We start from the raw sequence: 22,850 nt of genomic DNA, 5'->3' as shown, positions 1-22,850 counted from the left end.
CCCGAGCAATGACCCTTTCCGACAAAGATATCGACTTTCTCGTTTCCACCGTCGCTGCCGCCGGCAGGCAGGAAATCATGCCCCGCTTCCGCAATTTGAGCGCAGGCGCGATCTCTGAAAAGACCTCCGCCGTCGATCTCGTTACCGAGGCCGACATTCTGGCGGAAAAGGCGATCACCGCCGCTCTGCTTCAGCGATTTCCGAAGGCCCATATCGTCGGCGAAGAGGCATATGACGCCGATCACTCTGTCATTCCCGCACTTGCCGACGCGCCGCTTGCCTTCGTGATCGATCCCATCGACGGCACCTTCAATTACGCTTCCGGCTTTCCCGCTTTCGGTACGCTGCTCGCTGTCACCGTCAAGGGTGAGACGGTGGCGGGCATCATCCACGATCCTGTCATGGGCGATACCATCGTCGCGCTGAAAGGCGAGGGCGCGTTTCTCAACCGCAAGGATGGCTCGCAAGCAAAGCTCAAGGTCGCCGAACCCACGCCATTGTCGGAAATGGTCGGCATCTTTTCCTGGGGCCACAGCCATGAGGATCGCCGCCCCGTGATCGCGGCCAATATGGCCAAGATAAAGATGGCGCTTTCGCTCAATTGCTCGGCGCATGAATATTGGCTTGCCTCGGCCGGCAAGCTGCATTTCATCGGTCATGAAAAGCTGATGCCCTGGGATCATCTCGCCGGTGTTCTCATTCATCAGGAAGCGGGCGGCTACACGGCCCGTTTCGACAACACGCCCTACCGGCCAGGGCAGACGACGGGCGGCATCCTGTCAGCTCCCGATAAGGAAAGCTGGAAGATGCTGCGCCGGGAAATCGTGGCCTTATAATATTTATGCTCAAATAGAAGGATATCGCCCATGGCTATAGAACTCGACATCGCCTCTCTCGCCAATGCGCTTCAGGAGGCGGCGGCAATGGAAATCCTGCCGAGGTTCCGTAATCTGGGCGAGGGCGACATCAGGATAAAGAGCGAGGCGATCGACCTCGTGACCGAGGCCGACGAGGCTGCTGAGCGGCTGATCCGCGCCCGTGTGCAGGAAATCATGCCTGAGGCGCTGTTCATCGGCGAAGAGGCCGTTGCGGCGGATGCCTCGCTGCTCGGCAAGCTTGCGGATGCCGATCTTGCCGTGGTGGTCGATCCGATCGACGGCACCTATAATTTCGCCTCCGGCCTGCCGCTCTTCGGTGTGATGATGAGCGTCATCTCGAAGGGTGAGACCGTTGCCGGCCTGATCTTCGACCCGATGGGCAATGACTGGGCGATTGCCGAAAAAGGTTCCGGCGCGTGGCTTTGCGCCGCCGATGGTTCGCAGACGCAGATGTCCGTTGTGCTGGCGCCTGAACTGTCGCAGATGGTGGGCATCGCCAATACCGGCTATTTCGACGTGGAGACACGCCGCAAGATTCTCATGAACCTCGCGGATGTGCGGCTCTTCACCAGCTATCGCTGCGCCGCGCATGAATACCGCCTGTTCTGCGGCGGCCATATGCATTTCCTGATGTATAACAAGCTGATGCCCTGGGACCATCTGGCCGGCACGCTGCTTTCGCAGGAAGCAGGCGCCTATGCCGCCCGTCTCGACGGCTCGCCCTATCTGCCGCGCCATGTGGATGGTGGGCTGCTGCTTGCGCCAAACCAGGAGACCTGGGAATTGCTGCGCGAGAAGATCTTTACGGTTTGAGCGAAGCACGGCTTCAATCAAAAAAGGGCGCGGAACAGAATTCCGCGCCCTTTTTTTTGTCTATCCGCTCTTAGTGCGTAGGCTTGTTGTGGGCCTGGAACAACACGCCCTTTTCGCCGATCAGCACGAAGACGAGGCCGATGAGGGAGACGGCGAAGAAGCCGGCGACCATCGGCAAAGCCGTGCCGTCGAAGGCCTGGCCGATAACGGCGCCGATCAGCGAGCCGCCGACGGTTCCCATGAAACCGATGACGGAGGAGGCCGTGCCGGCGACGTGGCCGAGCGGTTCCATCGCGAGCGAATTGAAGTTCGAGCCGATCCAGCCGAACTGGAACATGGCGAGCGCGAAGAACACGATGAAGATCGCAAAGGGCATCGGTTCCGGTCCAACCGTCTGCACCACCAGCCAGAGGAAGGTGATGGCGATGAAGCCCAGCAGCGATCCGTGCGACAGCTTGCGCATGCCGAACCTGCCGACAAGCTTTGCGTTGATGAAGGACGAGAAGGCCATGAACAGCGCCACGCCCGCAAAGGCCGCCGCAAACCATGCACCCAGCCCGTAAATGCCCTTGTAGACCTGCTCAGCCGAGTTGATGAAGCCGAACAGCGCACCGAAGATGAAGGTGCTGGAGAGCGTGTAACAGAGCGCGATGCGGTTGGTGAGCACGATCTTGAAGCCGCCAATCACCGAACGGGCGGTGAAGGGGCGGACATCGTCCGGATGCAGGGTTTCCGGCAGGCGGAAATACATCCAGGCTGTCACGACGGCGGCAATTCCCGCCATGAAGGCGAAGATCAGATGCCAGTCACCGAAAAACAGCACGATCTGGCCGGTGCCGGGCGCGATGACCGGCACGACCATGAACACCATCATGATCAGCGACATGACTTCCGCCATCTGGCGGCCGCCATAGATATCACGCACGATCGAGATGGTGATGACGCGTGTCGCCGCCGAGCCGATACCCTGAATGAAGCGCAGAATCAGCAGGCCGGAAAACGACGGCACGAAGACCACCGCGATGGCCGAAACGATGTAGATCGCAAGCCCGACCAGCATCGGCTTTCTACGTCCGAAGCGATCCGAGATCGGCCCGTACAGAAGCTGGGCGATGCCGAAACCGAGAAGATAGGTGGAAATGACGTATTGGCGGTGATTTTCATTCACGACACCAAGCGATGCGCCGATTTCCTGCAGGCCGGGCAGCATGATGTCGATGGCGAGCGCATTCAGCGCCATCAGCATCGCGGCGAGCGCGATAAATTCCGTGCGCCCCATCGAACCGGCGCGCGAAGTGGATTGTGAAAGTTCTGTCACAGGATTGCCCCAAAAAGAACGGCAAAGGCGTTGCATGAAGCAACGCCTGGCATAGTTTTCTGACAATCAGGGTGGGCCGGATGAACCGGCCGAAATCAGGCCGCGCCGCGGACGCTGATACCCTGTTCTTGGAAGTGGGTTTGCAACTCGCCGGACTGGAACATCTCTTTTACGATGTCACAGCCGCCGAGGAATTCGCCCTTGACGTAGAGCTGCGGGATGGTCGGCCAGTTGGAATAGTCCTTGATGCCCTGACGAATATCAGCATCTGCAAGCACGTTCACGCCCTTGTAGTCGACGCCGAGATAGTCGAGAATCTGTACGACCTGACCGGAAAAACCGCATTGCGGGAATTGCGGGGTGCCCTTCATGAAAAGAACGATGTCGTTGCTCTTCACTTCGCTGTCGATCATATCGTTAATGCCGCTCATGGCCTATTCCTTTCACATGCGGTTCAAGGCCGCTGCTTTGACTTTGTTCCTAAATAACATGTCGCGCCGCGATTTCCACCCGTGAGGCGTAAAAAATGCGCTTATGTTGTAAAGCGCCCCCTGAGCGGAAACTGGTAGACAGCCTCAGCGGCTTTTTTGCTTGCTGCGTGCAGCGGCTGTGCGCCTTTTGCTGACCTGCTTTTGGGCGGGGGTGCGTTTGGTGGCGGCAGATGTCGCGCCATCGATCGCGGCTTTCAGCACGGAGCCGACGATGCCGCCTGCGAGGGAAGTATTTGCTCTTGTCCGGCGGCGGGTGCGGCGGGTCTTGCGAAAACCGGTCTTGGTGAGGATTTCAGACAGCGCGCTCTTGACGATGCCGTTGAGCAACTGATCGACGATGCCAGACAATTTTCCCTCACCAGTAAATAAATCATATTTCCGTCGTGATTTTTACTATACGTGCATCGCCCACTGTATCAAGCGATCCTTTCGGGTGCCTCCAGCCCCGAAGGTTTATGCATGTCGACCGTCAAGTCACGACTTGTTCTTTATTTCCCCGGCTTCGATCCGCTCGATGCGGCGGCCCATCACCTGCGCTATCAGCGGGCGGCAGCCCTTGCCGGCAAGACGTGGGATGTCGATTATGCGGTCGGCGCGCTGGAGAGGACGCCGGCTGGCGAAACATTCACGGTAGAGGCCTCGGCTGGCGACTGGCGGACCCGCTCCATGATCGTCGTCTACGACCATAATGCGGTCATTTCGCAATTGCGGAATGCGCCGCTCTGGCGGCAGATCGCGCTGGGCTTTGGGGCCGCAGCCGGCATCGTTGCGGAGGGTGGTGCCGGGCGTTATCTACGCCATGCCTGGCGTTTCGGCCTGTTTTTCATCTTCCCATTCCTGCTGATGCTTGTGGGTTTCGCGTTTGCGCTGGGGATTGCGCTTTCGCCTTTCCTTTTCGGTCTCTCCCTCTGGCTGCTTGCGATCAGCGTGCCCGCTGCCGTGCTGTTCTTCGTGAAGGGGTTTCTGCCCTTCGCCGAGCGGTTTCATACGCTGCATCTTTATGCCGACTGGCGCTTTGCGCTGGCCGTCGGGCGCGATGAGCCGATTGCCCGCGACTGGATCGAAGAGAAGGCGGCCCTCGTTCTCAAGGCGCTGGAGCAGCCCTCGGAGGAGGTTCTGGTCGTGTCGCACAGCATGGGGGCCAGCCTGGGGCTCGCCGTGATCGGCCGCGTGCTGGAACTGCGGCCAGATGCTCTCAATGGCAGGAATTTGTCCTTTGCGACACTGGGTGGTGCGGCGTTGCAATGTGCGTTGCTGTCGAGTGCAGACAGGCTGCGAAAGAGCATCGGTACGATTGCGCGTCACCCTGAAGTGACATGGTTCGATATTCAGTGCCTGACGGATCCGATCCACCTTTACCGGTGCAACACCGTGGCGCTTACCGGTCATAAGGATGCGCCGCAGCCGAAAATCGTGCCGATCCGCTTCAAGCATTCGCTTTCGCCGGAACGCTATAAAAAGAACAAGCGCAATTTCCTGCGCATGCACCGGCAATATGTTCTGGGGCCGGATCGCAAGTCCGGTTACGACTTCACCCTGCTGACATCAGGGCCTTTGCCGGCCGCATCCTTTGCCGATCTGGATTCGCAGAGCCCGCCCGTTTTGTAAGTGGCGCGGCCATTCTACCGGACATAAAAAGGCCCGCGTGAGGTTGTCACGCGGGCGTTTTTATTCGTGGCCTTCATGCGTTGTCGCGGCCAGGACAGTGAAACCGTCCCGCCGGAGCCGCATTGACCGGTGCGGTCATTCAGGAGCCGAGGTCTGCAGGGCAAGGGCGTGCAGAACACCGCCCATATTGCCCTGTAGCGCGTCATAGACCATCTGGTGCTGCTGCACACGGGTCTTGCCCTTGAACGCATCCGCGACGACTTCCGCCGCGTAATGATCGCCATCACCGGCCAGATCGCGGATCGTGACCTTTGCCCCGGGAATTCCCGCCTTAATCATGTCTTCAATGTCGCCGGGTTTCATGGGCATGATGTTTCTCCTTAGTTCATTCTGCGGCGATCAAAGTTTCGCCGTCCATGAATTGAGGGAACCACGATTCATAGGCCAAGTGCAATTCTTTAATCTCCACGGCCCGCGCCGTGCCCAGCTTTACGCTGACGCCACCGGTGACGCCGATTGCGGGGCAGGAAACGCCCGCCACCTTTGCCGCCGCCTGCACCTTTTCGAGATCACTTTTCTTGACGGTCAGGACGTAACGGCCCTGATCTTCGCCATAGAAGGTGAGGACCGGATTGTGGCCTTCAACCGCATCGATCGTTGCGCCGATGCCGGACGAAATCGCCATTTCGGCAACCGCAAGTGCCAGACCGCCCGAGGAGCAATCGTGAACGGCTGTCGCAAGACCATCAATGATGAGCGAACGGACGAAATCGCCGTTTTTCTTTTCAGCAGCCAGATCGACATGCGGTGCCGGGCCATCGATGCGGTTATGGATGTCACGCATGTAAACGGACTGGGCGATGTGGGTGCCGAGACCAGCAGGCGCACCGGCCAGCAGCACCACCTCGTCGGCGGCGGCAAAGCGGATGCGGGCCATGCGGCTCCAGTCCTTCAGCAGGCCAACGCCGCCGATGGTGGGTGTGGGCAGGATCGCCTGACCGTTGGTCTCGTTGTAGAGCGACACGTTGCCGGAAACGATCGGGAATTCCAGCACGCGGCAGGCTTCGCCGATGCCCTTGATGGCATGGACGAGCTGGCTCATGATCTCAGGCTTTTCGGGATTGCCGAAGTTGAGGTTGTCGGTGGCCGCCAGCGGCAGGGCGCCGGTTGCGGTGATGTTGCGCCAGCATTCGGCCACGGCCTGCTTGCCGCCTTCGAAGGCATCAGCCTCGACATAACGCGGCGTCACGTCGGAGGAGAAGGCGAGCGCCTTCTTGTCATGGCCTTCGACACGAACCACGCCGGCATCGCCGCCCGGAAGCTGCAGGGAGTTGCCCTGGATCAGCGTGTCATATTGCTCATAGACCCAGCGGCGCGAGGAATTGTTGGCCGAACCGAGAAGCGAAACCAGCGCATCGGCAATATCGGCCGAAGGAATGTCGTTTTCCGAAAGCGGCGCCTGAACCTTGGCGGGCGTCCACGGGCGGTCATATTCCGGAGCCTGATCGCCGAGATCTTTGATCGGCAGGTTGGCGACTTCCTCGCCATTGTGCAGCACGCGGAAACGCAGGTCGTCGGTGGTCTTGCCGACAATGGCGAAATCCAGCCCCCATTTGACGAAGATCGCCTTGGCGACCTCTTCCTTAGAGGGTTCAAGCACCATGAGCATGCGCTCCTGGCTTTCCGACAGCATCATTTCGTAAGCCGTCATGCGCTCCTCGCGCACCGGCACGGCGTTAAGATCGAGTTCGATGCCGAGATCGCCCTTGGCGCCCATTTCGACGGCCGAGCAGGTAAGACCGGCCGCACCCATGTCCTGAATGGCGATGACCGCGCCGGTCTTCATCAGTTCGAGGCAGGCTTCCAGCAGGCACTTTTCGGTGAAAGGGTCGCCGACCTGAACGGTCGGGCGCTTTTCCTCGATGGACTCGTCGAATTCGGCAGACGCCATGGTCGCGCCGCCGACGCCGTCGCGGCCGGTCTTTGCGCCGAGATAGACCACCGGCAGGCCGACGCCTTTTGCTTCCGACAGGAAGATCGCATCGGACTTGGCAAGACCGGCGGCAAAGGCGTTGACGAGGATGTTGCCGTTATAGCGCGGATCGAATTCCACTTCGCCGCCGACGGTCGGCACGCCGAAGGAGTTGCCGTAACCGCCGACACCGGCGACGACGCCAGCAACGAGGTGGCGGGTCTTCGGATGGTCGGGTGCGCCGAAACGCAGCGCATTCATGGCTGCGATCGGGCGTGCGCCCATGGTGAAGACATCGCGCAGGATGCCGCCGACGCCGGTTGCCGCACCCTGATAGGGCTCGATGTAGGACGGATGGTTGTGGCTCTCCATCTTGAAGACGACGCAGTCGCCATCGTCGATATCCACCACACCGGCATTTTCGCCGGGACCCTGAATGACGCGCGGTCCGGTCGTCGGCAGGGTCTTCAGCCACTTCTTGGAAGACTTGTAGGAGCAATGCTCGTTCCACATGGCCGAGAAAATGCCAAGCTCGGTAAAGCTCGGCTCCCGTCCGATCAGGTCGAGGATACGCTGGTATTCGTCGGGCTTCAGCCCGTGGGATGCAACGAGTTCCGGGGTGATCTTGATGGAATTTGAGATAGACATAGGTCTCACGCGGTTCGAGCCGAGGAAAGTTTCCGGTTCTTTAGCGCAAGAGGCGCATCCGTGCGACAGGAAAATGCGCCGCTTTGCCGGCAAAACGCTGCTTTCTTGGCTTATTCAGAACTTGTAGCCAACCATAAGTCCCACACGCGTCAACCCGTCATTGGGGCCGTCGCAAAGATTGGCGTGGGACGCATGTTCGATCTGGGTCGAAATATTCCAGTTGTTGTCGAAGCGATATCCGATGGCGGCATATTCATGAAAAAGCGCACGGCAGCCAAATTCGGCACCGGTTTCACCCGGGCCGTTTCTCAGCCTGCCGTCATGCCACAGGCCGCCGAAACCCAGATCGACGAAAATCTTCGGATTGAGATCGAAGGTCCAGTTCACGCCCCCGTAAATGGTGGTTGCGGCTCCCTCGGTGCCGATTTCCGCACCCAGATGCAGGCGCGGCCGGGCGAGTTTTTCGCCGAAGGTGACGGCCGATGCGCTCGCGAAAGGGTCGAAATAGGCGGTGAAGGCGGGAAATACGCCATTTTCGCCGCCGTCGTCGCGACCGGTCAAAGAGGTGGTGACGCCGAAACGCAATTCATCGAATACCGTGCCATCCGCAGCGGCGGCCGGTGTCATGTCAGTCAACGCGAATGCTGCAACAAGCATTGCCAGAACGAAAGACGTCCTGGCGGATATGGAAACGAATGCTGCCATCGAATCATTCTCCACTCCGAAACAGTATGGAAAGGATGGCAGATTTGTCGGCTCGGTAAATAATCAGTTACTGAATTAGACGCCATGTTGCAGGAAAGACTCGTTCCCGGCGTTGGTCACGCTTCGCTTTCATAGCCGGCCGAACCGTTATCCAGCAAATTGCGCAGGATGCCGAAGGCATGCGTCAGTTCCTCGCGTTTGGGAGGCCCGGAAAAGCTGATGCGGACACGGTGGAAAACCTTCTCCGTGCGCCCGGCCTTGAACTCGTCCTCGTCGTCGATCAGCACGCCTTCCTTCATGGCGGCATTGCGGAAGGTGCCGGATAGCCAGGGTTCGGGCAGCCGCAGCCACATGAAGGCGATATCCGGCAGAGAATTGAATTCCAGCCCGGCAAAGACGCGTCTGGCGATCGCCTCGCGCTGGTTGATTTCGGCAATGCAATCCTTGCGAATGTCATCGGCGTCGCCGCTGTTGACGAGCCGCGCATTCAGTTCGGCCAGCATGAAGGGCAAGCCGCCGGTTATCATCGAATGCGAAATGCGTATCCTCGAGGAGAACTGTGCCGGGCAGGCGACCCAGCCGCCCCGGACGCCGGCGGAAACGGATTTGGACAGGCCGCCGACGACGAAGGTGATATCGGGCGCGAATTCCGCAATGAGCGGGATGGCCTCGCGGGTCATGGCGCCATAGAGATTGTCCTCTACGATCCATACGCCATATCTGCGGGCGATATCGGCGATTGCGCGCCGCCGCTCCTCGGGCAGGGTGGCGCAGGTCGGGTTCTGGCCCGCCGACATCAGGAAGATCATCTTGGGGTGCTGCTGGGCGCAGACGCGCTCGAAATCATCAGGGACAATACCCTTCTCATCCGCCTCAACCAGCGTTACCCGCCGTCCGGCGAGTGCGGCGCTGCGGCTGATATGGGAATAGGTGAGGGGCTCGAAAACGATGCGGTCCCCCGGCGCCGTCATCGCCGTTACCACACTCATCACAGCCGCATGGGCGCCGAGCGTTGAAACGATGTTTTCCGGTTTGGGCGACCAGCCATTCTGGGAAAGCCAACGAACGCCCGCCATGCACCAGCTGTCTGGAAGCGTGCGGGTGTAGTTGGTGACTTCGAAAGGATGGTCTCGGGTGACGGCTTCGATGTGTCGCGTAATCAGCGTGCTCTGGCCGACATCGGGTGCAGCGGTGGTGTTCAGGCGAAACTCGGCGCTGGTGTCGACCGAATGCCGTGTACCGCCGAACGCCGCCGCTGCCGGTTCCACGCGCGACGACGGGGCAGGGGTCTTGCGCTCATTGACATAGGTGCCACGCCCGACTTCGCCGCTGACGAGGCCTCGTTCGTGAATAAGCGCATAGGCCCGGCTGATTGTGCCGATCGTCACGCCGAGGTCATAGGCGAGATTGCGCTGAGGCGGTAATTTCGAGCCGGCCTGCAGAACGCCATCCGAAATCGCACCTTCGATACTGTCTGCGAGACGAAGGTAGATGGGTCCAATGCCCTCGGTAATGTCAGGAAGCCAATTTGTCATGGTGACAATTTATGCATTGTATCTGTATCCGCGTCAATTGTATTTATTGGCTGCATTAAATGAGACTAAACGAACGGAGACAATAGGTGCAATATGCGCAAGCTAGATCAATACCTTTCGACAGCGGATACACTCTATCCTGACGGCTACGAACGGGAACGCGTGTTCCGCGATGCCGGCGACATGGTCGCACCGGCGCCGTATCCGGCTGAAATCGCTCACACGCTTATTGGTCGCCTGATTGCCGGCTTGTCCTATTGGCACGCGAAACGCCAGGGGCGGTTGGCCCTGCGGGAACTCTCCGACGATCTTCTGGAGGATATCGGCATCACGCGCGACGAGGCCTTGAAGGAGGTCGCAAAGTCGCAGCTCTTCTCGTGGCCGACGCGGCCGCTTTGATTTTCTGCCGGAGAGCGGTGCCTTCTTTCCCCGGTGCCTGAATAGCCATTCGGCAGGCCCGCCACGCCAGTCCCAACCGGCGTCGGCGGGTCTTTTTGTATCTGGAGCTTCAGAGTGTTGGCGAATGGCTCGCTCCAACCGTCGTCATCTTGGGACAAGCCCTTGGATGACGTCGCGTGTGGGAAGAGCCTTGTCGTAATTTTTGCGTGAGCGTGTGAAGGCCGCTAGATCAGCAGCCCTTGCCGCCATTCGCCCAGCGTTTGACATCGGTGGCGATGCGGCCGGAAAGGGTCTCGTTCATTACGGGTCCGAAAGCGTCGAGCTTTGCCGGGTTGCCTTCGGCCTGAACGACCAGCATCGGGCGCGATTCCGGGCTGTTGCGCGGCACGAGCAGAATGCGCGGGCGGCCGGAGAAGGAGTTGAGTTCGGGCGCCAGGCGATAGGCCTTGAAGGCCGGATCGCCGGATTTGAACCAGCAGGCATTGGCGCCGAGCGCCACCCGCTCCATGGTTGGCAATGCCGCACGGGATGCGGAGGACGATACCGGTTGCGGCTTTGGCTGGCACGCGGCAAGCGCAGCTGCGGCAAGAAGCAATCCAGCGGCCTTCGGGGCGTGGGAACGGAGCAGGCGGTTCATCGCGTCATCCAAAATAAAGGCCAAAAACTGGAGCCGGGGAAAGTGGCATCGGGAAGAGGGCAGGCGGGTGGCCCGCCCGCTTGTCAGGCTGCGATGACGCCGAGCGCCGAGGCGAAGAGGCCGCGGCCGTCATTGCCGCCATGGGCGGCTTCGATCAGGTTTTCCGGATGCGGCATCATGCCGAGCACGTTGCCCTTCGCGTTGATGACGCCGGCAATGTCGTTCATCGAGCCGTTGGGGTTGGTTCCATCGGCATAACGGAAAACGACCTGGCCGTTGTCTTCGACGGACTTAAGCTCATCCGTATCGAGGAAATAATTGCCGTCGTGGTGGGCGACGGGGCAGCGCAGCACCTGGCCCTTGTCATAGGCGCGGGTGAATTCGGTGTCGTTGTTGACGACTTCGAGCTTCACTTCACGGCAGACGAATTTCAGTGAGGCGTTGCGCATCAGCGCGCCCGGCAGCATGCCCGCTTCGACCAATATCTGGAAGCCGTTGCACACGCCCAGAACCTTGACGCCCTGTTCAGCCTTTTCGCGGATGGCCTGCATGACCGGCATGCGTGCGGCAATCGCGCCGCAACGCAGGTAGTCACCGTAGGAAAAGCCGCCGGGAATGACGATCAGGTCGACGTCCGGAATGTCTGTTTCCGTCTGCCAGATGGTGACGGGCGCCTTGCCGGAGATTTTCGTGAGCGCCGCGATCATGTCGCGATCGCGGTTGAGGCCGGGAAGTTGGACGACGGCGGATTTCATGGTCGGCGGCTCCTGCGGCTTTTAGAGAATGGCGATAGAGTAGTTTTCGATGACCGTATTGGCCAAGAGTTTTTCACACATCGCCTTCAGGTCGGTCTCGGCTTTGGCCTTGTCGGCGCCTTCCAGTTCCAGATCGAAGACCTTGCCCTGACGGACATGGCCGACGCCACCGAAACCGAGGCTGCCGAGCGCGCCTTCAATTGCCTTGCCCTGCGGATCGAGAACGCCGTTCTTCAGCGTAACAGTCACCCGTGCCTTGATCACCTGATCTTCTCCTGATTTTACCTTGCTAGGCCGATATTATTTCACGAGGCCGATATTACTTTACCAGGACAGGGCCGGTGCCGCGGATCGGTTCGTTTTCATTGATGATGCCGAGACGGCGCGCCACTTCGGAATAGGCTTCCACAAGCCCGCCCATATCGCGGCGGAACAGGTCCTTGTCCATCTTTTTCTGGGTCTCGATGTCCCAGAGGCGGCAGCTGTCGGGCGAAATCTCGTCGGCGAGGATGATGCGCATCATGTCGCCTTCGAACAGGCGGCCGCATTCGATCTTGAAATCGACGAGCTGGATGCCGACGCCCAGGAACAGGCCGGACAGGAAGTCGTTGACGCGGATGGCGAGCGCCATGATGTCGTCAAGCTCGGCAGGGTTTGCCCAGCCGAAGGCCGTGATGTGCTCTTCGGAGACCATCGGGTCTTCGAGTTCGTCGGACTTGTAATAGAACTCGATGATGGAGCGCGGCAGAACCACGCCTTCATCAATGCCGAGGCGCTTGGACAGCGAGCCTGCGGCGACATTGCGCACGACGATCTCAAGCGGGATCATCTCCACTTCCTTGATCAACTGCTCGCGCATGTTGAGGCGGCGGATGAAGTGCGTCGGAATGCCGATCTTGTTCAGATGCGTGAAGACATATTCGCAAATACGGTTGTTCAGCACACCTTTGCCGTCGATGACTTCATGTTTCTTTTTGTTGAAGGCAGTCGCATCGTCCTTGAAGAACTGGATAAGCGTGCCTGGCTCCGGACCTTCATAGAGGATCTTGGCCTTGCCTTCGTAAATACGGCGGCGACGGTTCATGATGGCAGGTCTCTTGGTTGACGCCGATTCTGGTGGCGTTGCGTTTGTATCTTTGAGCGGTCCCATAAAGGAAAAGAGTGCATTCTACAATGCGGCTCGCATATCTTCCCTTCAATTCTTGTGTCGGGCCGGAGAATGTTGCCCGGCCGGAAAACCACCGACGTGACCGGCCGGGTGCGATACGGACCTTGCGCGGCCGCAATCGTCAGGGTTCGTTCGCTTTCAGGCGGCTCAGGAACTGGGCGAACACCATGCTGCCTTCGGGCCATGGGCCATGGCCGGACTCGGCGTTGATATGGCCGGACATGCCGGCATCGACCAGCTGCGAACCCCAGGCGGCGGCGATATCGTCGGCATGCTCGTAGGTGCCGAAGGGATCGTTGCGGCTGGCGATGGTGATCGCCGGAAACGGCAACGGATCGCGCGGATAAGGCCCGAAGGTCATCAGATGTTTCGGGCGGATATCGGGATTGGCGACATCCGGCGGTGCGACCAGCAGCGCGCCTGCAACCTTCTTGCCGATCTCCGGAAGGGCGTGGATCAGGGTCGGCACGCCCAGCGAATGCGCGACGATGACCACGGGCTTGGTCGAGGCGTTGACCTCTTCCACCAGCCGCGCCACCCAATCGTGCTTCACCGGTTTTGTCCATTCCGCCTGCTCGACCCGGCGCGCGGTGGAAAGCTTGCGCTCCCAGCGGGTCTGCCAGTGGTCTGGGCCGGAGTTGGTGTAACCCGGTACGATGAGAATATCTGCTTCTGAAACTTTCATGGGCCCATATCTGTGGTTTCATGCCGTCGCGATCAAGGTCGCGGCGGCATTAACTTAACCAGCCTTGCCTCAGGCCTTGCCGAAGACGCGGGCGAAAATCGTGTCGACATGCTTGGTGTGGTAACCGAGGTCGAATTTTTCGCGGATGACGTCTTCGGGAAGGGCGGCGCGCACTTCTTCGTCGCCCAGCAGTTCCTCAAGGAAATCGGCACCCTGTTCCCAGACCCGCATGGCATTGCGCTGTACCAGACGGTAGGCGTCCTCGCGGGAAACGCCAGCCTGCGTCAGCGCCAGCAGAACGCGCTGCGAATGCACGAGGCCGCGGAACTTGTTCATGTTCTTCAGCATGTTGTCGGGATAGATTACCAGCTTCTCGATAACGCCGGCCAGGCGGTTCAGCGCGAAATCGAGCGTGACTGTCGTGTCGGGACCAATGGCGCGCTCCACGGAGGAGTGGCTGATGTCGCGCTCGTGCCAGAGCGCCACGTTTTCAAGCGCGGGCACCACCGACATGCGCACCAGACGGGCAAGGCCCGTGAGATTTTCGGTCAGAACCGGATTGCGCTTGTGCGGCATGGCCGAAGAACCCTTCTGGCCGGGAGAGAAGAACTCTTCCGCTTCCAGAACCTCGGTGCGCTGCATGTGACGGATTTCGATGGCGACGTTTTCGATCGACGAGGCGATGACGCCGAGGACGGCGAAGAACATGGCGTGACGGTCACGCGGGATGACCTGCGTGGAGACCGGCTCTGGTGTCAGGCCTAGCTTGGCGCAGACATGTTCCTCGACGCGGGGATCGATATTGGCGAAGGTTCCGACAGCACCGGAGATCGCGCCGGTGGCGATTTCGGCGCGCGCATTGACGAGACGCTCGCGGTTACGGTGCATCTCGGCATAAAAGCGCGCGAAGGTGAGGCCCATCGTCGTCGGCTCGGCATGGATGCCGTGGCTGCGGCCGATGCGTACCGTGTCCTTGTGTTCGAAGGCGCGCGTCTTGAGAGCCGCAAGCACGCGGTCCATATCGGCAAGCAGCAGGTCGGCGGCGCGCACGAGCTGGATGTTGAGGGTGGTGTCCAGCACGTCGGACGAGGTCATGCCCTGATGGATGAAGCGGCTGTCGGGACCGACGAATTCGGCAAGGTGGGTGAGGAAGGCGATGACGTCATGCTTGGTCACGGCCTCGATCTCATCGATGCGGGCGACGTCGAAAGTCGCGCTGCCGCCCTTTTCCCAGATTGTCTGGGCGGCCGATTTCGGGATGACGCCGAGTTCGGCCAGCGCGTCACAGGCATGCGCCTCGATCTCGAACCAGATGCGGAATTTTGTTTCCGGCGACCAGATGGCGACCATTTCCGGCCGGGAGTAACGAGGGATCATGGCAATGACTTTCTTAGTGGAGGGCTGGCTTAGTGGAGGGCCGGCTTAGTGGAAGAATTTGGCTTGGCGCAGGAGCTTTGCTGCCCGTTTAGCAAAGTGTTCCGGTAATCTCAATCGACTATGAAGCCCGCGTATCGGCCCGATGCGCATATTCAAAGCGTTGGAGCGGCTTTTATGCATCCGAACGGACGCACGGCGCTCCATGCGCCCGCCTGCAAAGGATTACGCCTGCGAGCGCCAGCGGAACGGCGGCTAACGGAAAATAGAGACCGAGGCCGAGAATGCAGAACTGGTAGACCGCGCCGAGCGAGGTGAAGAACTGCTGAAAAAACCAGATGCGGGAAAACGCCGGCGCGTGCCACTGCGCATAAAACATGCGGTACTGGAACGCGAAGAACGCTGCCGTGACTGCAACGGTAAAAAAAGCGATGGCGAGACAGCTTGCCACAAAACGCAGCGGCAGGCCGGCGGAAACCGGAAGGAAGCGCAGCGCGGCCATGGCGAGTGGCCAGCCGAGGAGCCCGCCGCAGAAGAACAGCACCGCGATGCCGGCGGCATGGTCGGTTTCCAGCCGGTTGCGGAGATAGAGGCCGAGGATGGCGGTGGCCGCCGAGATGACGGCCCAGACGAGCGGGGCGAGGAACGAAAACAGCCCTGCCGAGATTGCTTGGCGGAAATTCTGCCTGTCACCGTTCATCTAAGCCCCCACCCAAACGCCCCGTAGTCTTGCTCGCGGCGTATCCATTTTCGGCTACGGGTCAGGACCGGGCGGCTTCCGACACCGAGCGCAAGAGTGAGACCGTCTTGCGATAGTCCGCAACGCCATCACCCTTGAAGACGGCCGAGCCGGCCACCAGTGCGTTGGCACCGGCCGCGACGATGGCGCCGGCGGTTTCCGCCGTTACGCCGCCGTCCACTTCAAGTTCGATCGGCCGGTCGCCAATCATCGCTTTCGCCGCGCGGATCTTGTCGAGCATGGCCGGAATGAATTTCTGGCCGCCAAAGCCGGGATTGACGCTCATGATCAGGACGAGATCGACATCATCAAGTACGTTTTCGATGACGGAAAGCGGCGTTGCGGGATTGAGCGTTACACCGGCCTTCCTGCCGAGCGTGCGGATCGTCTGGAGCGAACGATGCAGGTGAGGCCCGGCTTCCGCATGCACAGTGATCCCGTCGCAGCCCGCCTTGGCGAAGGCTTCGAGATAGGGATCGGCGGGGGCAATCATCAGATGGCAGTCGAAAAAGGCATTGCTGTGCGGACGGAGCGCCTTGATGACGTCAGGACCGAAGGAGATGTTGGGCACAAAATGACCGTCCATCACATCGAGATGGATCCAGTCCGCGCCCGCTTCCGTGACATCGGCGACTTCCTGTCCCAGCTTGGCGAAATTGGACGCCAGAATGGACGGTGCTATCCGGATGGGCAGGGACATGGGGCAAACTCCTCTCGACGCGTTGCGTAAGCTGCCTTTAGCACCAAGTATCGGGGTTTGAAACGGCTTGCGGCGCGGTTGCCGGCGGTTTTCGGCCGGGTTCATTGAATTTTGAGGCGTCCCGGCTTCACCCTATTGTCTTTCGGCCTTGTCCGCCGGTTCGAAGCGCTGGCCGTTCCAGCGCTGCAGCCGATAGGGATTGTCGACAAGTTCTTGCGCAGGGCTGAAAGCGAGATCGCCGATCACGGTTTTGAAGGCGGTGCCGCTTGCCAGTATCTCCGGCGCGGGTTTCCCCTGTGATTGTGCCGCTTCGGCGAGCGCCGCAGTCAATTCCGTAGCCGCATAGGCGGGCAGGGTATAGCCTTCCGGTTCGATATTGGCGGCGCGCAATTCTTGAGAGACGGCTTGCGCCGATGGCAGCGTGTCATAGGCCTGACGCGTGATCGCGAGCACGTTCGCTGCAAGTGGCACGGGGTTGTTCGCCGCATTCATGGCGTCGCCGCCCATGATGGTGAGGGGAATGTTTTCGGAGCCGGCGTCTCTCGCCACGATGGCGACGTCGTTGCGTTCCGCGCCGATGAAGACGTGGGTGATACCGGTTCTCGCTAGCCGACGCACAAGCGCCACCTGCTGTTCCTGGCCGGGGCGTATCGTATCGGCAAAGGTGGGTTTCAGCCCGTTTTCCTCCAGCGTCGAGCGAATGCGGTCGATCAGCTCGCGGCTGTAGATCGTGCCGTCATCCACCAGGCCGATGGAATGCCCTTTCCAGTCGCGCAGGATAATTTCCGCGGCCCTGTCCGATTCGGCCTTATCCGAAGCGGCGAGGCGGAAAAGCGGCCAACCGTATTTCAGGGCGTCTTCCATCAGGATCGGCGCGCGGCTGGAAAGCGTGATTGCCGGAATGGCGGCTGCCTTCAGCGGCGGCAGAACGCCCTGAAGCGTTTCAGTGCACAAAAAACCGATTGCCGCACTGACCTTGGCGGCCACGAGGCCATCGGCGATCGCGCCGCCGCTGCCGTCTTCGCAGCTTTCATGGATTTCGACGACGTCCAGCCCGAGCTTGGCGGCGGCGGCCTTCGCGCCCTGCCGCACCTGCTGTCCCAGAAGCTCGTAAGGACCGTTCTGAGGAGCAACGATGCCGATCGACGCCGCACTTGCTGAGCCCGCAAAGGCAAAACCGGCGATAATCGTTAGCAGGCGAAGTGAAAGCATGACGTGATCGAAATCCTGTTGTCCCGGCTTGATGTTTATCGGCAACAACCGGTTTTCCAAAGGAAAAATCACCGGTACCCATCATAATCGCATATCCCGGTTCGCAAGGTGGCGGTTTTGATCGCAAAATGTCCGATTTGAAGCGAAAGGCTACCGCAACACGTTATGGTTGTTGTCGTCAGCATAATTGGGCGAGACTATTTTCAGCCGAGACTTATTTTTCAAGGGTCGACAATTTGCGCGTGGCGCCGCGCGAGCGATGAAGTATTTCTCGCGGTGGTCTAGACGACCTTTACTTTATAAAGCTGTAACATGTGGTGCGTATAAGCACAGTTTATGAAGGGCGATTTTTCAAGTTTGCTTTTTATAGTGCACCCCAATAAAATGCACATTTTATTTTCACTCACATAATTTATTGATATTAAAAGGGAATATACATGTTTCCCTGACTATCCTCTGTTTCTTGCCATGTTTTTTTCGCATTTGCGAGAAGATTTGCTTGACGGAAAGTAAATGATTAGCTTAGATATACGTGTTTCAGGGGACGACTGAAATTGGCTCTAAAAGGCCTCGGAAGGTGTTCCGATCATAAGCACTGCCAGACTATATTACACTCTATATTCTATTTTTTTTATTACGTACAAACCGCTTCGGGCAACCGGGGCGGTTTTTTACATGATGCTAATTTGAGCAATTTAAAATTGAATTTGAAAATCCCCGCGCAAAGACATTCCTTCATTATTGCATTTTTTGAAAAGAAATGGTGCGCAAGGAATGCGTCTACCGCAGGCCTGCCTCGTCTTTGACTTGTCTCAAGGCTCTCTGGAAGGTCGCCGGGAAGCCTGAAGCCTTTCGGCAAAGGCAGGCGTCCAGCCGTTATTCGGCTTTACTTCACCAGCGCGGCAAGCGCGTCTTTTGCAAAGGCGGAAAGCGGTTCGGGAAGGGCATCGGGGTCGAACCAGCCGATGTCGGAAAGCGTGTCCGGCTCGGTCAGAGCCGGCTCACCCTGCGTGTTGCGGGTGACGAATATCAGGGAGACCCAATGGTGACGGTCTTCCGGATCGATATATTCGCTGTGACAGAGAAATTCGACCTTGCCGATTGTCAGCCCGGTCTCTTCTTCGGCCTCGCGCCGTGCGGCGGCGAGGGAGGGTTCGAGGTGATCGACCTTGCCGCCCGGAATACTCCAGTACCCGGCTTCCGGCGCTTTCATGCGCCGGCACAAAAGCAGGCGGCCCTCACGTAATATCGCAAGGCCAACGCCGACGCCCGGAAAATTCAGTCCTGGCTTGATGGTCGGCGTCATGCTTTCCGTTCCTGCGATAGCCCTTTGGGCTCAGGCCTTGGCGTTTGCCACGATCAGCATGAATGCGGGAATGTCGTCGCCGAAACCGACGGGGGTCGGGCCATCGTCATGGTCGCGATAATGGCGGCGGCGGTCGCGGTTGTCGTCATTGGCGTGCTGCGAATTCAGGCTCCGGCTGTTGCGCTCGGAATTGCGCGGGGTCTTTTCCGGTCTGCGTTCTGCCTTCACCTTGTCTTCTCCGTGAGCCGCGATGTCCGTATCCACAGTGGATTGTGCATCCTGATTGATGATTTCTACCGGCGATGCGGGCGCATCGCGACGGTTCCTGTCGCGGCCTCTGCCACTGCGTTCCTTGGTGCCCCGGCGGGGGGAATTGCTCTCAAAGCTTTCCATGGGCGCTGGGAGAGAGGACAGGTCACCGTTCTGCCACTCGATCTTCTCGGTGATCAGCTTTTCGATCGCGTCGAGATATTTAGCATCGCTCTTGGTGACGAGGGTGAAGGCCTTGCCCGAACGGCCCGCACGACCGGTACGGCCGATGCGGTGGACATAGTCTTCGGCATGAATGGGAACATCGAAGTTGAAGACGTGGCTGACATCGGGAATGTCCAGGCCGCGGGCTGCAACGTCGGAGGCGACCAGCAGCGTCAGATTTCCGTCGCGGAAATTCTGCAGCATCGTGGTGCGCGAACGCTGGTCCATGTCGCCATGCAATGCGCCGACGGAGAAGCCGTGACGATCCAGCGAGCGGAACAGCTCGGCCACATCCTTCTTGCGATTGCAGAAGATGATCGCGTTCTTGAGTTCAGCCTCTTCGGCGCGGACCAGATCGCGCAGGACGGCGCGCTTCTCATAGTCCTTGTTGTGCGCAGCGACGATGCGCTGCGTAACCGTCTTTGCCGTGGAGGAGGGCTTGGCAACCTCGATACGCTCGGGGTTCTGAAGGAACCGGTCGGCGAGCTTCTGAATTTCCGGCGGCATGGTGGCCGAGAAGAACAGCGTTTGCCGGGTAAAGGGAATCATTTTCACGATACGCTCGATATCGGGAATGAAGCCCATGTCCAGCATGCGGTCTGCTTCGTCGATGACGAGGATTTCCACGCCGCTCATCAGGAGCTTGCCGCGCTCGCAATGGTCGAGAAGACGGCCGGGCGTGCAGATGAGGACATCGGCGCCACGCTCGAGCTTGCGGTCCTGGTCTTCAAACGAAACGCCGCCGATAAGAAGGGCGACGTTCAGCTTGTGATTCTTGCCGTATTTCTCGAAGTTTTCCGCCACCTGCGCCGCAAGTTCGCGGGTCGGCTCGAGGATCAGCGTGCGCGGCATTCTGGCGCGCGCGCGGCCCTTTTCCAGCAAAGTGAGCATCGGCAGAACGAAGGACGCGGTTTTTCCCGTGCCTGTCTGTGCGATACCGCAGATATCACGCTTTTCGAGTGCGGGCGGAATAGCGCCGGCCTGAATGGGTGTCGGCGTCGTGTAGCCGGCATCTGCAATAGCGGAAAGAACTTTTTGGCTCAGGCCAAGATCAGAGAATGTTGTCAAAGGAAGAACTTTTTCCGTTCTGGTTCGGTAAGAACACCTGCGTGCCGCAACGACACTTGCAAAGACTTGGCGCGGGGATATGCCCAAATTGCCGGAAAGTCAAGGAAACAACGGGAAATGCGCGCGATACGCCGGGGGGCGAGCGAGGCTTTTCAGCCTTCGGCGCGGTTTCGGGCGATTTATCGTAAAATGGGCAAAAAAAGCGTTAAAATCGGACCGTCATTTGAGATAGGTTTTAAGCTCCGCCCCGGCGATCAGGAACCGCATCGGATCAACCGGCGTATCGTTGCGGCGCACCTCGTAATGCACGTGCGGACCGGTGGAGCGGCCGGTGCTGCCGGCGCGGCCGATGACGTCACCGGCCTCGACCTTGTCGCCGGCTTTGACCAGAATGGCCGAGAGATGGCCGAAACGCGTCGATACGCCCTGGCCGTGATCGATCTCGACCATATTGCCGTAGCCGCCGGAATTTTCCGCAACCGTCACCTTGCCGGCACCTGTCGCCTTGACGTCGGCGCCGGTTTCGGCACGAAAATCGATGCCGGTATGCAAGGCGGGCCTTCCGAGGAACGGGTCGAGCCGGTTGCCGAATCGGCTGGTGATCGCCCGGCCTGGGGCAGGATTGCCGAAGGGCAGGGCGGTCGCGGTTTCCTTGACGACATCCAGCCGGTTGAGCGCATTGTCGAGATTGGTCAAAGACATATTGAACGGATCGGTGTCGTTCCGCTGCGGATCCGCATAGGGGCCGCCCGTACCATCAATGCCGCTTTCGTCGATTTTCAGGCCCGCCTGCCGGATGATGTCCTGCATCGCGCTTGCCTTGTCCTCGGCGTCGCTGGTCAATCTGGATATCCGGGATATTTGCTGGCGTTCGATATCCTTCAGTGAAAGCGTCACCTTGGAAAACACCCGGTCGGCCCTGTCGGAAGGCGTTTCGCCGCTTTCGGGCACATAGGCCGCCCGCTTGTCCGTTCCGGCCGCTTTTTCCGGCTGCGGTGTCCGGGGCGTCATCAGATTTTCTATGGCGGCAAGGCCGCCCGTCAGATCGGCGCGTTTTTCCGGCGCCATCGCATTAGAGAGAGAAGAGGGGGCCGTCGGCATCGGGGCCGTGGAGGCGGCGACGCCGGAGTTTTCCGCGCGCTCCAGCAGCTCGCTCATGCGCCCGTGCCTGGAGGTGAGCGCTGCCTGCTGTTGCAGCAGTTTTTCCACTTTTTTTTCAACCACCTGCTGGTCGAGCAATTGCCGCGAGGTTACGCGGTCCACCTGCGCCCTCAGCGCTGCGATACGGTCTTCGTAGTCATGCTGCATGCGCGTCTGGCGCGCCATGGTCGCGCCGATCAGGTCGTCGCGCAGGATCAGATAGCCGGTGGCCCCGAGATAACCGAGTGAAAAAAGGCCGATCGTGCAGCCGGCAAGAGCCGTCATCCACGGCCGGATCGTCATATGCCGGACCTTGTCGCCGCTCGCCAGAACGAGAACGTGCTGCTGCCGCTTTTTGCCGAATACCCGGTTTTCCGCTGTATCAGTCAAAATCTCTCTCCGGCTGGCCGATTTTTGCAAAGCACGATGCGTAGATTCAACACCTCAGAGCGTTCTTTGTCCGAATGGACGCACGACGCTCTGAAGGAAATCATAATTCGTTAAGGTTAACGAAGTTTTGCCGGAGGCGGCGTGTTTGGCCGGAAAGCGGTGTCAGCTGTTGCTGACGCGGAACGAGTTCGAGTTTTTCCGGCCTGCCCGGCGTTCGGGCAGGGGAGGGTCGAGCGGGGAGACGATCTTGAAGGAAGGCGTCACGGCGGGGCCGTCTTTCAGAGTTTCCTTGCGGCGTCGAGAACGGTTTGCGCGTGGCCCGCGACTTTCACCTTGTTCCAGACCTCCGTGATTTTCCCATCCGGAGCGACGAGGACGGTGGTGCGTTCCACACCCATGTATTTCCGGCCATACATGCTTTTTTCCGTCCAGACGCCGTAGGCTTCCAGAACCTTCTTCTCCTCGTCGGCCGCCAGCATGACGGAGAGCTTGTGTTTTGCTGCAAACTTGTCGTGGCTTTTGACGCTGTCTGGAGAAATGCCGATGACGACCGTGTTGGCGGCCTCGAATTCTCCGCCAAGGGCGCTGAAGTCGATCGCTTCCGCAGTGCAGCCGGATGTATCGTCCTTGGGGTAGAAATAGAGAACGACGGTCTTGCCTTGCAGTTTGGACAATGTCACCGTTCCTTCACCGTTACGGGGCAAAGTAAAGTCAGGAGCCGGGCCGCCAATCGTCAGGTCTGTCATAATCCATCTTTCTTTCGCCGGGATGTTGAGTGAAAGTTGCCACATTCGATATATAGCGAAACCGGCGTCGTCCAGTGTTGCGGCGAAAC

General features: G+C 59.5%; 24 protein-coding genes. 4 read left to right on the top strand and 20 right to left on the bottom strand.

Features of this window, described 5'->3' with window-relative positions; all coding sequences use genetic code 11:
- Positions 1–8 precede the first annotated feature (8 nt).
- Positions 9–836 (top strand): inositol monophosphatase family protein, encoded by an 828-nt coding sequence (locus RS75_RS18180; protein ID WP_045023093.1) that lies wholly within the window; start codon positions 9–11, stop codon positions 834–836.
- A 30-nt stretch (positions 837–866) separates the two neighbouring features.
- Entirely contained in the window at positions 867–1,691 is an 825-nt protein-coding gene (locus RS75_RS18175) for an inositol monophosphatase family protein (RefSeq protein ID WP_045023091.1), read from the top strand.
- Between the two features lie 70 nt (positions 1,692–1,761).
- On the opposite strand, the gene RS75_RS18170 is transcribed toward RS75_RS18175, so the two are convergent.
- From RS75_RS18170 to RS75_RS18160, 3 genes are all read right to left on the bottom strand, one after another.
- Positions 1,762–2,970, bottom strand: coding sequence for a multidrug effflux MFS transporter (locus RS75_RS18170; protein ID WP_045023193.1), 1,209 nt, complete (start codon positions 2,968–2,970; stop codon positions 1,762–1,764).
- 134 nt (positions 2,971–3,104) lie between these two features.
- A complete protein-coding gene (gene grxD, locus RS75_RS18165; protein ID WP_045023090.1) occupies positions 3,105–3,440 on the bottom strand; it encodes a Grx4 family monothiol glutaredoxin in 336 nt (111 codons plus the stop codon).
- Positions 3,441–3,584: 144 nt separating this feature from the next.
- On the bottom strand, positions 3,585–3,848 hold the full coding sequence (locus tag RS75_RS18160) for a hypothetical protein (protein WP_045023089.1): 264 nt from the start codon (positions 3,846–3,848) through the stop codon (positions 3,585–3,587).
- Between the two features lie 111 nt (positions 3,849–3,959).
- Here RS75_RS18160 and RS75_RS18155 point away from each other — a divergent pair, with 111 nt between their 5' ends.
- Complete coding sequence (locus tag RS75_RS18155; protein WP_045023088.1) at positions 3,960–5,108, top strand: hypothetical protein; 1,149 nt, start codon at positions 3,960–3,962, stop codon at positions 5,106–5,108.
- Positions 5,109–5,243: 135 nt separating this feature from the next.
- On the opposite strand, the gene RS75_RS18150 is transcribed toward RS75_RS18155, so the two are convergent.
- The 4 genes from RS75_RS18150 to RS75_RS18135 all read right to left on the bottom strand — a co-directional run bounded on the left by RS75_RS18150 (position 5,244) and on the right by RS75_RS18135 (position 9,968).
- On the bottom strand, positions 5,244–5,477 hold the full coding sequence (locus RS75_RS18150) for a BolA/IbaG family iron-sulfur metabolism protein (RefSeq protein WP_045023086.1): 234 nt from the start codon (positions 5,475–5,477) through the stop codon (positions 5,244–5,246).
- Positions 5,478–5,493: 16 nt separating this feature from the next.
- Positions 5,494–7,728 carry a phosphoribosylformylglycinamidine synthase subunit PurL gene (gene purL / locus RS75_RS18145; protein ID WP_045022779.1) on the bottom strand — a complete coding sequence of 745 codons (2,235 nt, stop codon included), beginning with the start codon at positions 7,726–7,728 and terminating at the stop codon, positions 5,494–5,496.
- 114 nt (positions 7,729–7,842) lie between these two features.
- Entirely contained in the window at positions 7,843–8,433 is a 591-nt protein-coding gene (locus RS75_RS18140; RefSeq protein WP_045022777.1) for an acyloxyacyl hydrolase, read from the bottom strand.
- A 116-nt stretch (positions 8,434–8,549) separates the two neighbouring features.
- Positions 8,550–9,968 (bottom strand): aminotransferase-like domain-containing protein, encoded by a 1,419-nt coding sequence (locus RS75_RS18135; protein ID WP_045022774.1) that lies wholly within the window; start codon positions 9,966–9,968, stop codon positions 8,550–8,552.
- Between the two features lie 93 nt (positions 9,969–10,061).
- Between RS75_RS18135 and RS75_RS18130 the strand changes: the two genes are divergently transcribed.
- Entirely contained in the window at positions 10,062–10,367 is a 306-nt protein-coding gene (locus tag RS75_RS18130; protein ID WP_045022773.1) for a DUF1127 domain-containing protein, read from the top strand.
- 229 nt (positions 10,368–10,596) lie between these two features.
- Here RS75_RS18130 and RS75_RS18125 read toward each other — a convergent pair whose 3' ends face one another.
- The 13 genes from RS75_RS18125 to RS75_RS18065 all read right to left on the bottom strand — a co-directional run bounded on the left by RS75_RS18125 (position 10,597) and on the right by RS75_RS18065 (position 22,761).
- Positions 10,597–11,004, bottom strand: coding sequence for a hypothetical protein (locus RS75_RS18125; RefSeq protein ID WP_045022768.1), 408 nt, complete (start codon positions 11,002–11,004; stop codon positions 10,597–10,599).
- Positions 11,005–11,087: 83 nt separating this feature from the next.
- Positions 11,088–11,759: a phosphoribosylformylglycinamidine synthase subunit PurQ gene (gene purQ, locus RS75_RS18120; RefSeq protein ID WP_045022766.1), complete on the bottom strand. Its 672-nt coding sequence runs from the start codon at positions 11,757–11,759 to the stop codon at positions 11,088–11,090.
- 21 nt (positions 11,760–11,780) lie between these two features.
- Positions 11,781–12,023, bottom strand: a complete 243-nt coding sequence (gene purS / locus RS75_RS18115; RefSeq protein WP_003495372.1) for a phosphoribosylformylglycinamidine synthase subunit PurS — start codon at positions 12,021–12,023, stop codon at positions 11,781–11,783.
- A 55-nt stretch (positions 12,024–12,078) separates the two neighbouring features.
- The gene (gene purC, locus RS75_RS18110) at positions 12,079–12,843 is read right to left on the bottom strand and encodes a phosphoribosylaminoimidazolesuccinocarboxamide synthase (RefSeq protein WP_003516002.1); all 765 of its coding nucleotides are present in this window, start codon (positions 12,841–12,843) and stop codon (positions 12,079–12,081) included.
- Between the two features lie 205 nt (positions 12,844–13,048).
- On the bottom strand, positions 13,049–13,612 hold the full coding sequence (locus RS75_RS18105) for an RBBP9/YdeN family alpha/beta hydrolase (protein ID WP_045022762.1): 564 nt from the start codon (positions 13,610–13,612) through the stop codon (positions 13,049–13,051).
- A 69-nt stretch (positions 13,613–13,681) separates the two neighbouring features.
- Positions 13,682–14,989: an adenylosuccinate lyase gene (gene purB / locus RS75_RS18100; RefSeq protein ID WP_045022761.1), complete on the bottom strand. Its 1,308-nt coding sequence runs from the start codon at positions 14,987–14,989 to the stop codon at positions 13,682–13,684.
- Between the two features lie 172 nt (positions 14,990–15,161).
- Positions 15,162–15,686 (bottom strand): hypothetical protein, encoded by a 525-nt coding sequence (locus tag RS75_RS18095; RefSeq protein WP_045022760.1) that lies wholly within the window; start codon positions 15,684–15,686, stop codon positions 15,162–15,164.
- A 61-nt stretch (positions 15,687–15,747) separates the two neighbouring features.
- Positions 15,748–16,425: a ribulose-phosphate 3-epimerase gene (gene rpe, locus RS75_RS18090; RefSeq protein ID WP_045022759.1), complete on the bottom strand. Its 678-nt coding sequence runs from the start codon at positions 16,423–16,425 to the stop codon at positions 15,748–15,750.
- Between the two features lie 132 nt (positions 16,426–16,557).
- Positions 16,558–17,685 (bottom strand): ABC transporter substrate-binding protein, encoded by a 1,128-nt coding sequence (locus RS75_RS18085; protein WP_200893649.1) that lies wholly within the window; start codon positions 17,683–17,685, stop codon positions 16,558–16,560.
- Between the two features lie 838 nt (positions 17,686–18,523).
- On the bottom strand, positions 18,524–18,943 hold the full coding sequence (locus tag RS75_RS18080) for an NUDIX domain-containing protein (RefSeq protein WP_045022758.1): 420 nt from the start codon (positions 18,941–18,943) through the stop codon (positions 18,524–18,526).
- 30 nt (positions 18,944–18,973) lie between these two features.
- Positions 18,974–20,485: a DEAD/DEAH box helicase gene (locus RS75_RS18075; RefSeq protein ID WP_045022757.1), complete on the bottom strand. Its 1,512-nt coding sequence runs from the start codon at positions 20,483–20,485 to the stop codon at positions 18,974–18,976.
- Between the two features lie 219 nt (positions 20,486–20,704).
- The gene (locus RS75_RS18070; RefSeq protein WP_045022755.1) at positions 20,705–22,015 is read right to left on the bottom strand and encodes a M23 family metallopeptidase; all 1,311 of its coding nucleotides are present in this window, start codon (positions 22,013–22,015) and stop codon (positions 20,705–20,707) included.
- 278 nt (positions 22,016–22,293) lie between these two features.
- Positions 22,294–22,761: a peroxiredoxin gene (locus RS75_RS18065; RefSeq protein WP_045023190.1), complete on the bottom strand. Its 468-nt coding sequence runs from the start codon at positions 22,759–22,761 to the stop codon at positions 22,294–22,296.
- Positions 22,762–22,850 lie beyond the last annotated feature (89 nt).

The sequence above is a fragment of the Rhizobium nepotum 39/7 genome, assembly GCF_000949865.1.
GTDB classification, from domain to species: domain Bacteria; phylum Pseudomonadota; class Alphaproteobacteria; order Rhizobiales; family Rhizobiaceae; genus Agrobacterium; species Agrobacterium nepotum.
Note: the sequence above shows the minus strand (reverse complement) of the source record. Positions and strands in the feature narration are given on the sequence as shown.

Bases quoted from the DNA above. Each gene is read 5' to 3' on its own strand.
- RS75_RS18180 (WP_045023093.1), top strand. From the start codon at position 9: ATGACCCTTTCCGACAAAGATATCGACTTTCTCGTTTCCACCGTCGCT.
- RS75_RS18175 (WP_045023091.1), top strand. From the start codon at position 867: ATGGCTATAGAACTCGACATCGCCTCTCTCGCCAATGCGCTTCAGGAG.
- RS75_RS18170 (WP_045023193.1), bottom strand. From the start codon at position 2,970: ATGGGGCGCACGGAATTTATCGCGCTCGCCGCGATGCTGATGGCGCTG.
- grxD (WP_045023090.1), bottom strand. From the start codon at position 3,440: ATGAGCGGCATTAACGATATGATCGACAGCGAAGTGAAGAGCAACGAC.
- RS75_RS18155 (WP_045023088.1), top strand. From the start codon at position 3,960: ATGTCGACCGTCAAGTCACGACTTGTTCTTTATTTCCCCGGCTTCGAT.
- RS75_RS18150 (WP_045023086.1), bottom strand. From the start codon at position 5,477: ATGCCCATGAAACCCGGCGACATTGAAGACATGATTAAGGCGGGAATT.
- purL (WP_045022779.1), bottom strand. From the start codon at position 7,728: ATGTCTATCTCAAATTCCATCAAGATCACCCCGGAACTCGTTGCATCC.
- RS75_RS18140 (WP_045022777.1), bottom strand. From the start codon at position 8,433: ATGGCAGCATTCGTTTCCATATCCGCCAGGACGTCTTTCGTTCTGGCA.
- RS75_RS18135 (WP_045022774.1), bottom strand. From the start codon at position 9,968: ATGACAAATTGGCTTCCTGACATTACCGAGGGCATTGGACCCATCTAC.
- RS75_RS18130 (WP_045022773.1), top strand. From the start codon at position 10,062: ATGCGCAAGCTAGATCAATACCTTTCGACAGCGGATACACTCTATCCT.
- RS75_RS18125 (WP_045022768.1), bottom strand. From the start codon at position 11,004: ATGAACCGCCTGCTCCGTTCCCACGCCCCGAAGGCCGCTGGATTGCTT.
- purQ (WP_045022766.1), bottom strand. From the start codon at position 11,759: ATGAAATCCGCCGTCGTCCAACTTCCCGGCCTCAACCGCGATCGCGAC.
- purC (WP_003516002.1), bottom strand. From the start codon at position 12,843: ATGAACCGTCGCCGCCGTATTTACGAAGGCAAGGCCAAGATCCTCTAT.
- RS75_RS18105 (WP_045022762.1), bottom strand. From the start codon at position 13,612: ATGAAAGTTTCAGAAGCAGATATTCTCATCGTACCGGGTTACACCAAC.
- purB (WP_045022761.1), bottom strand. From the start codon at position 14,989: ATGATCCCTCGTTACTCCCGGCCGGAAATGGTCGCCATCTGGTCGCCG.
- RS75_RS18095 (WP_045022760.1), bottom strand. From the start codon at position 15,686: ATGAACGGTGACAGGCAGAATTTCCGCCAAGCAATCTCGGCAGGGCTG.
- rpe (WP_045022759.1), bottom strand. From the start codon at position 16,425: ATGTCCCTGCCCATCCGGATAGCACCGTCCATTCTGGCGTCCAATTTC.
- RS75_RS18080 (WP_045022758.1), bottom strand. From the start codon at position 18,943: ATGACGCCGACCATCAAGCCAGGACTGAATTTTCCGGGCGTCGGCGTT.
- RS75_RS18065 (WP_045023190.1), bottom strand. From the start codon at position 22,761: ATGACAGACCTGACGATTGGCGGCCCGGCTCCTGACTTTACTTTGCCC.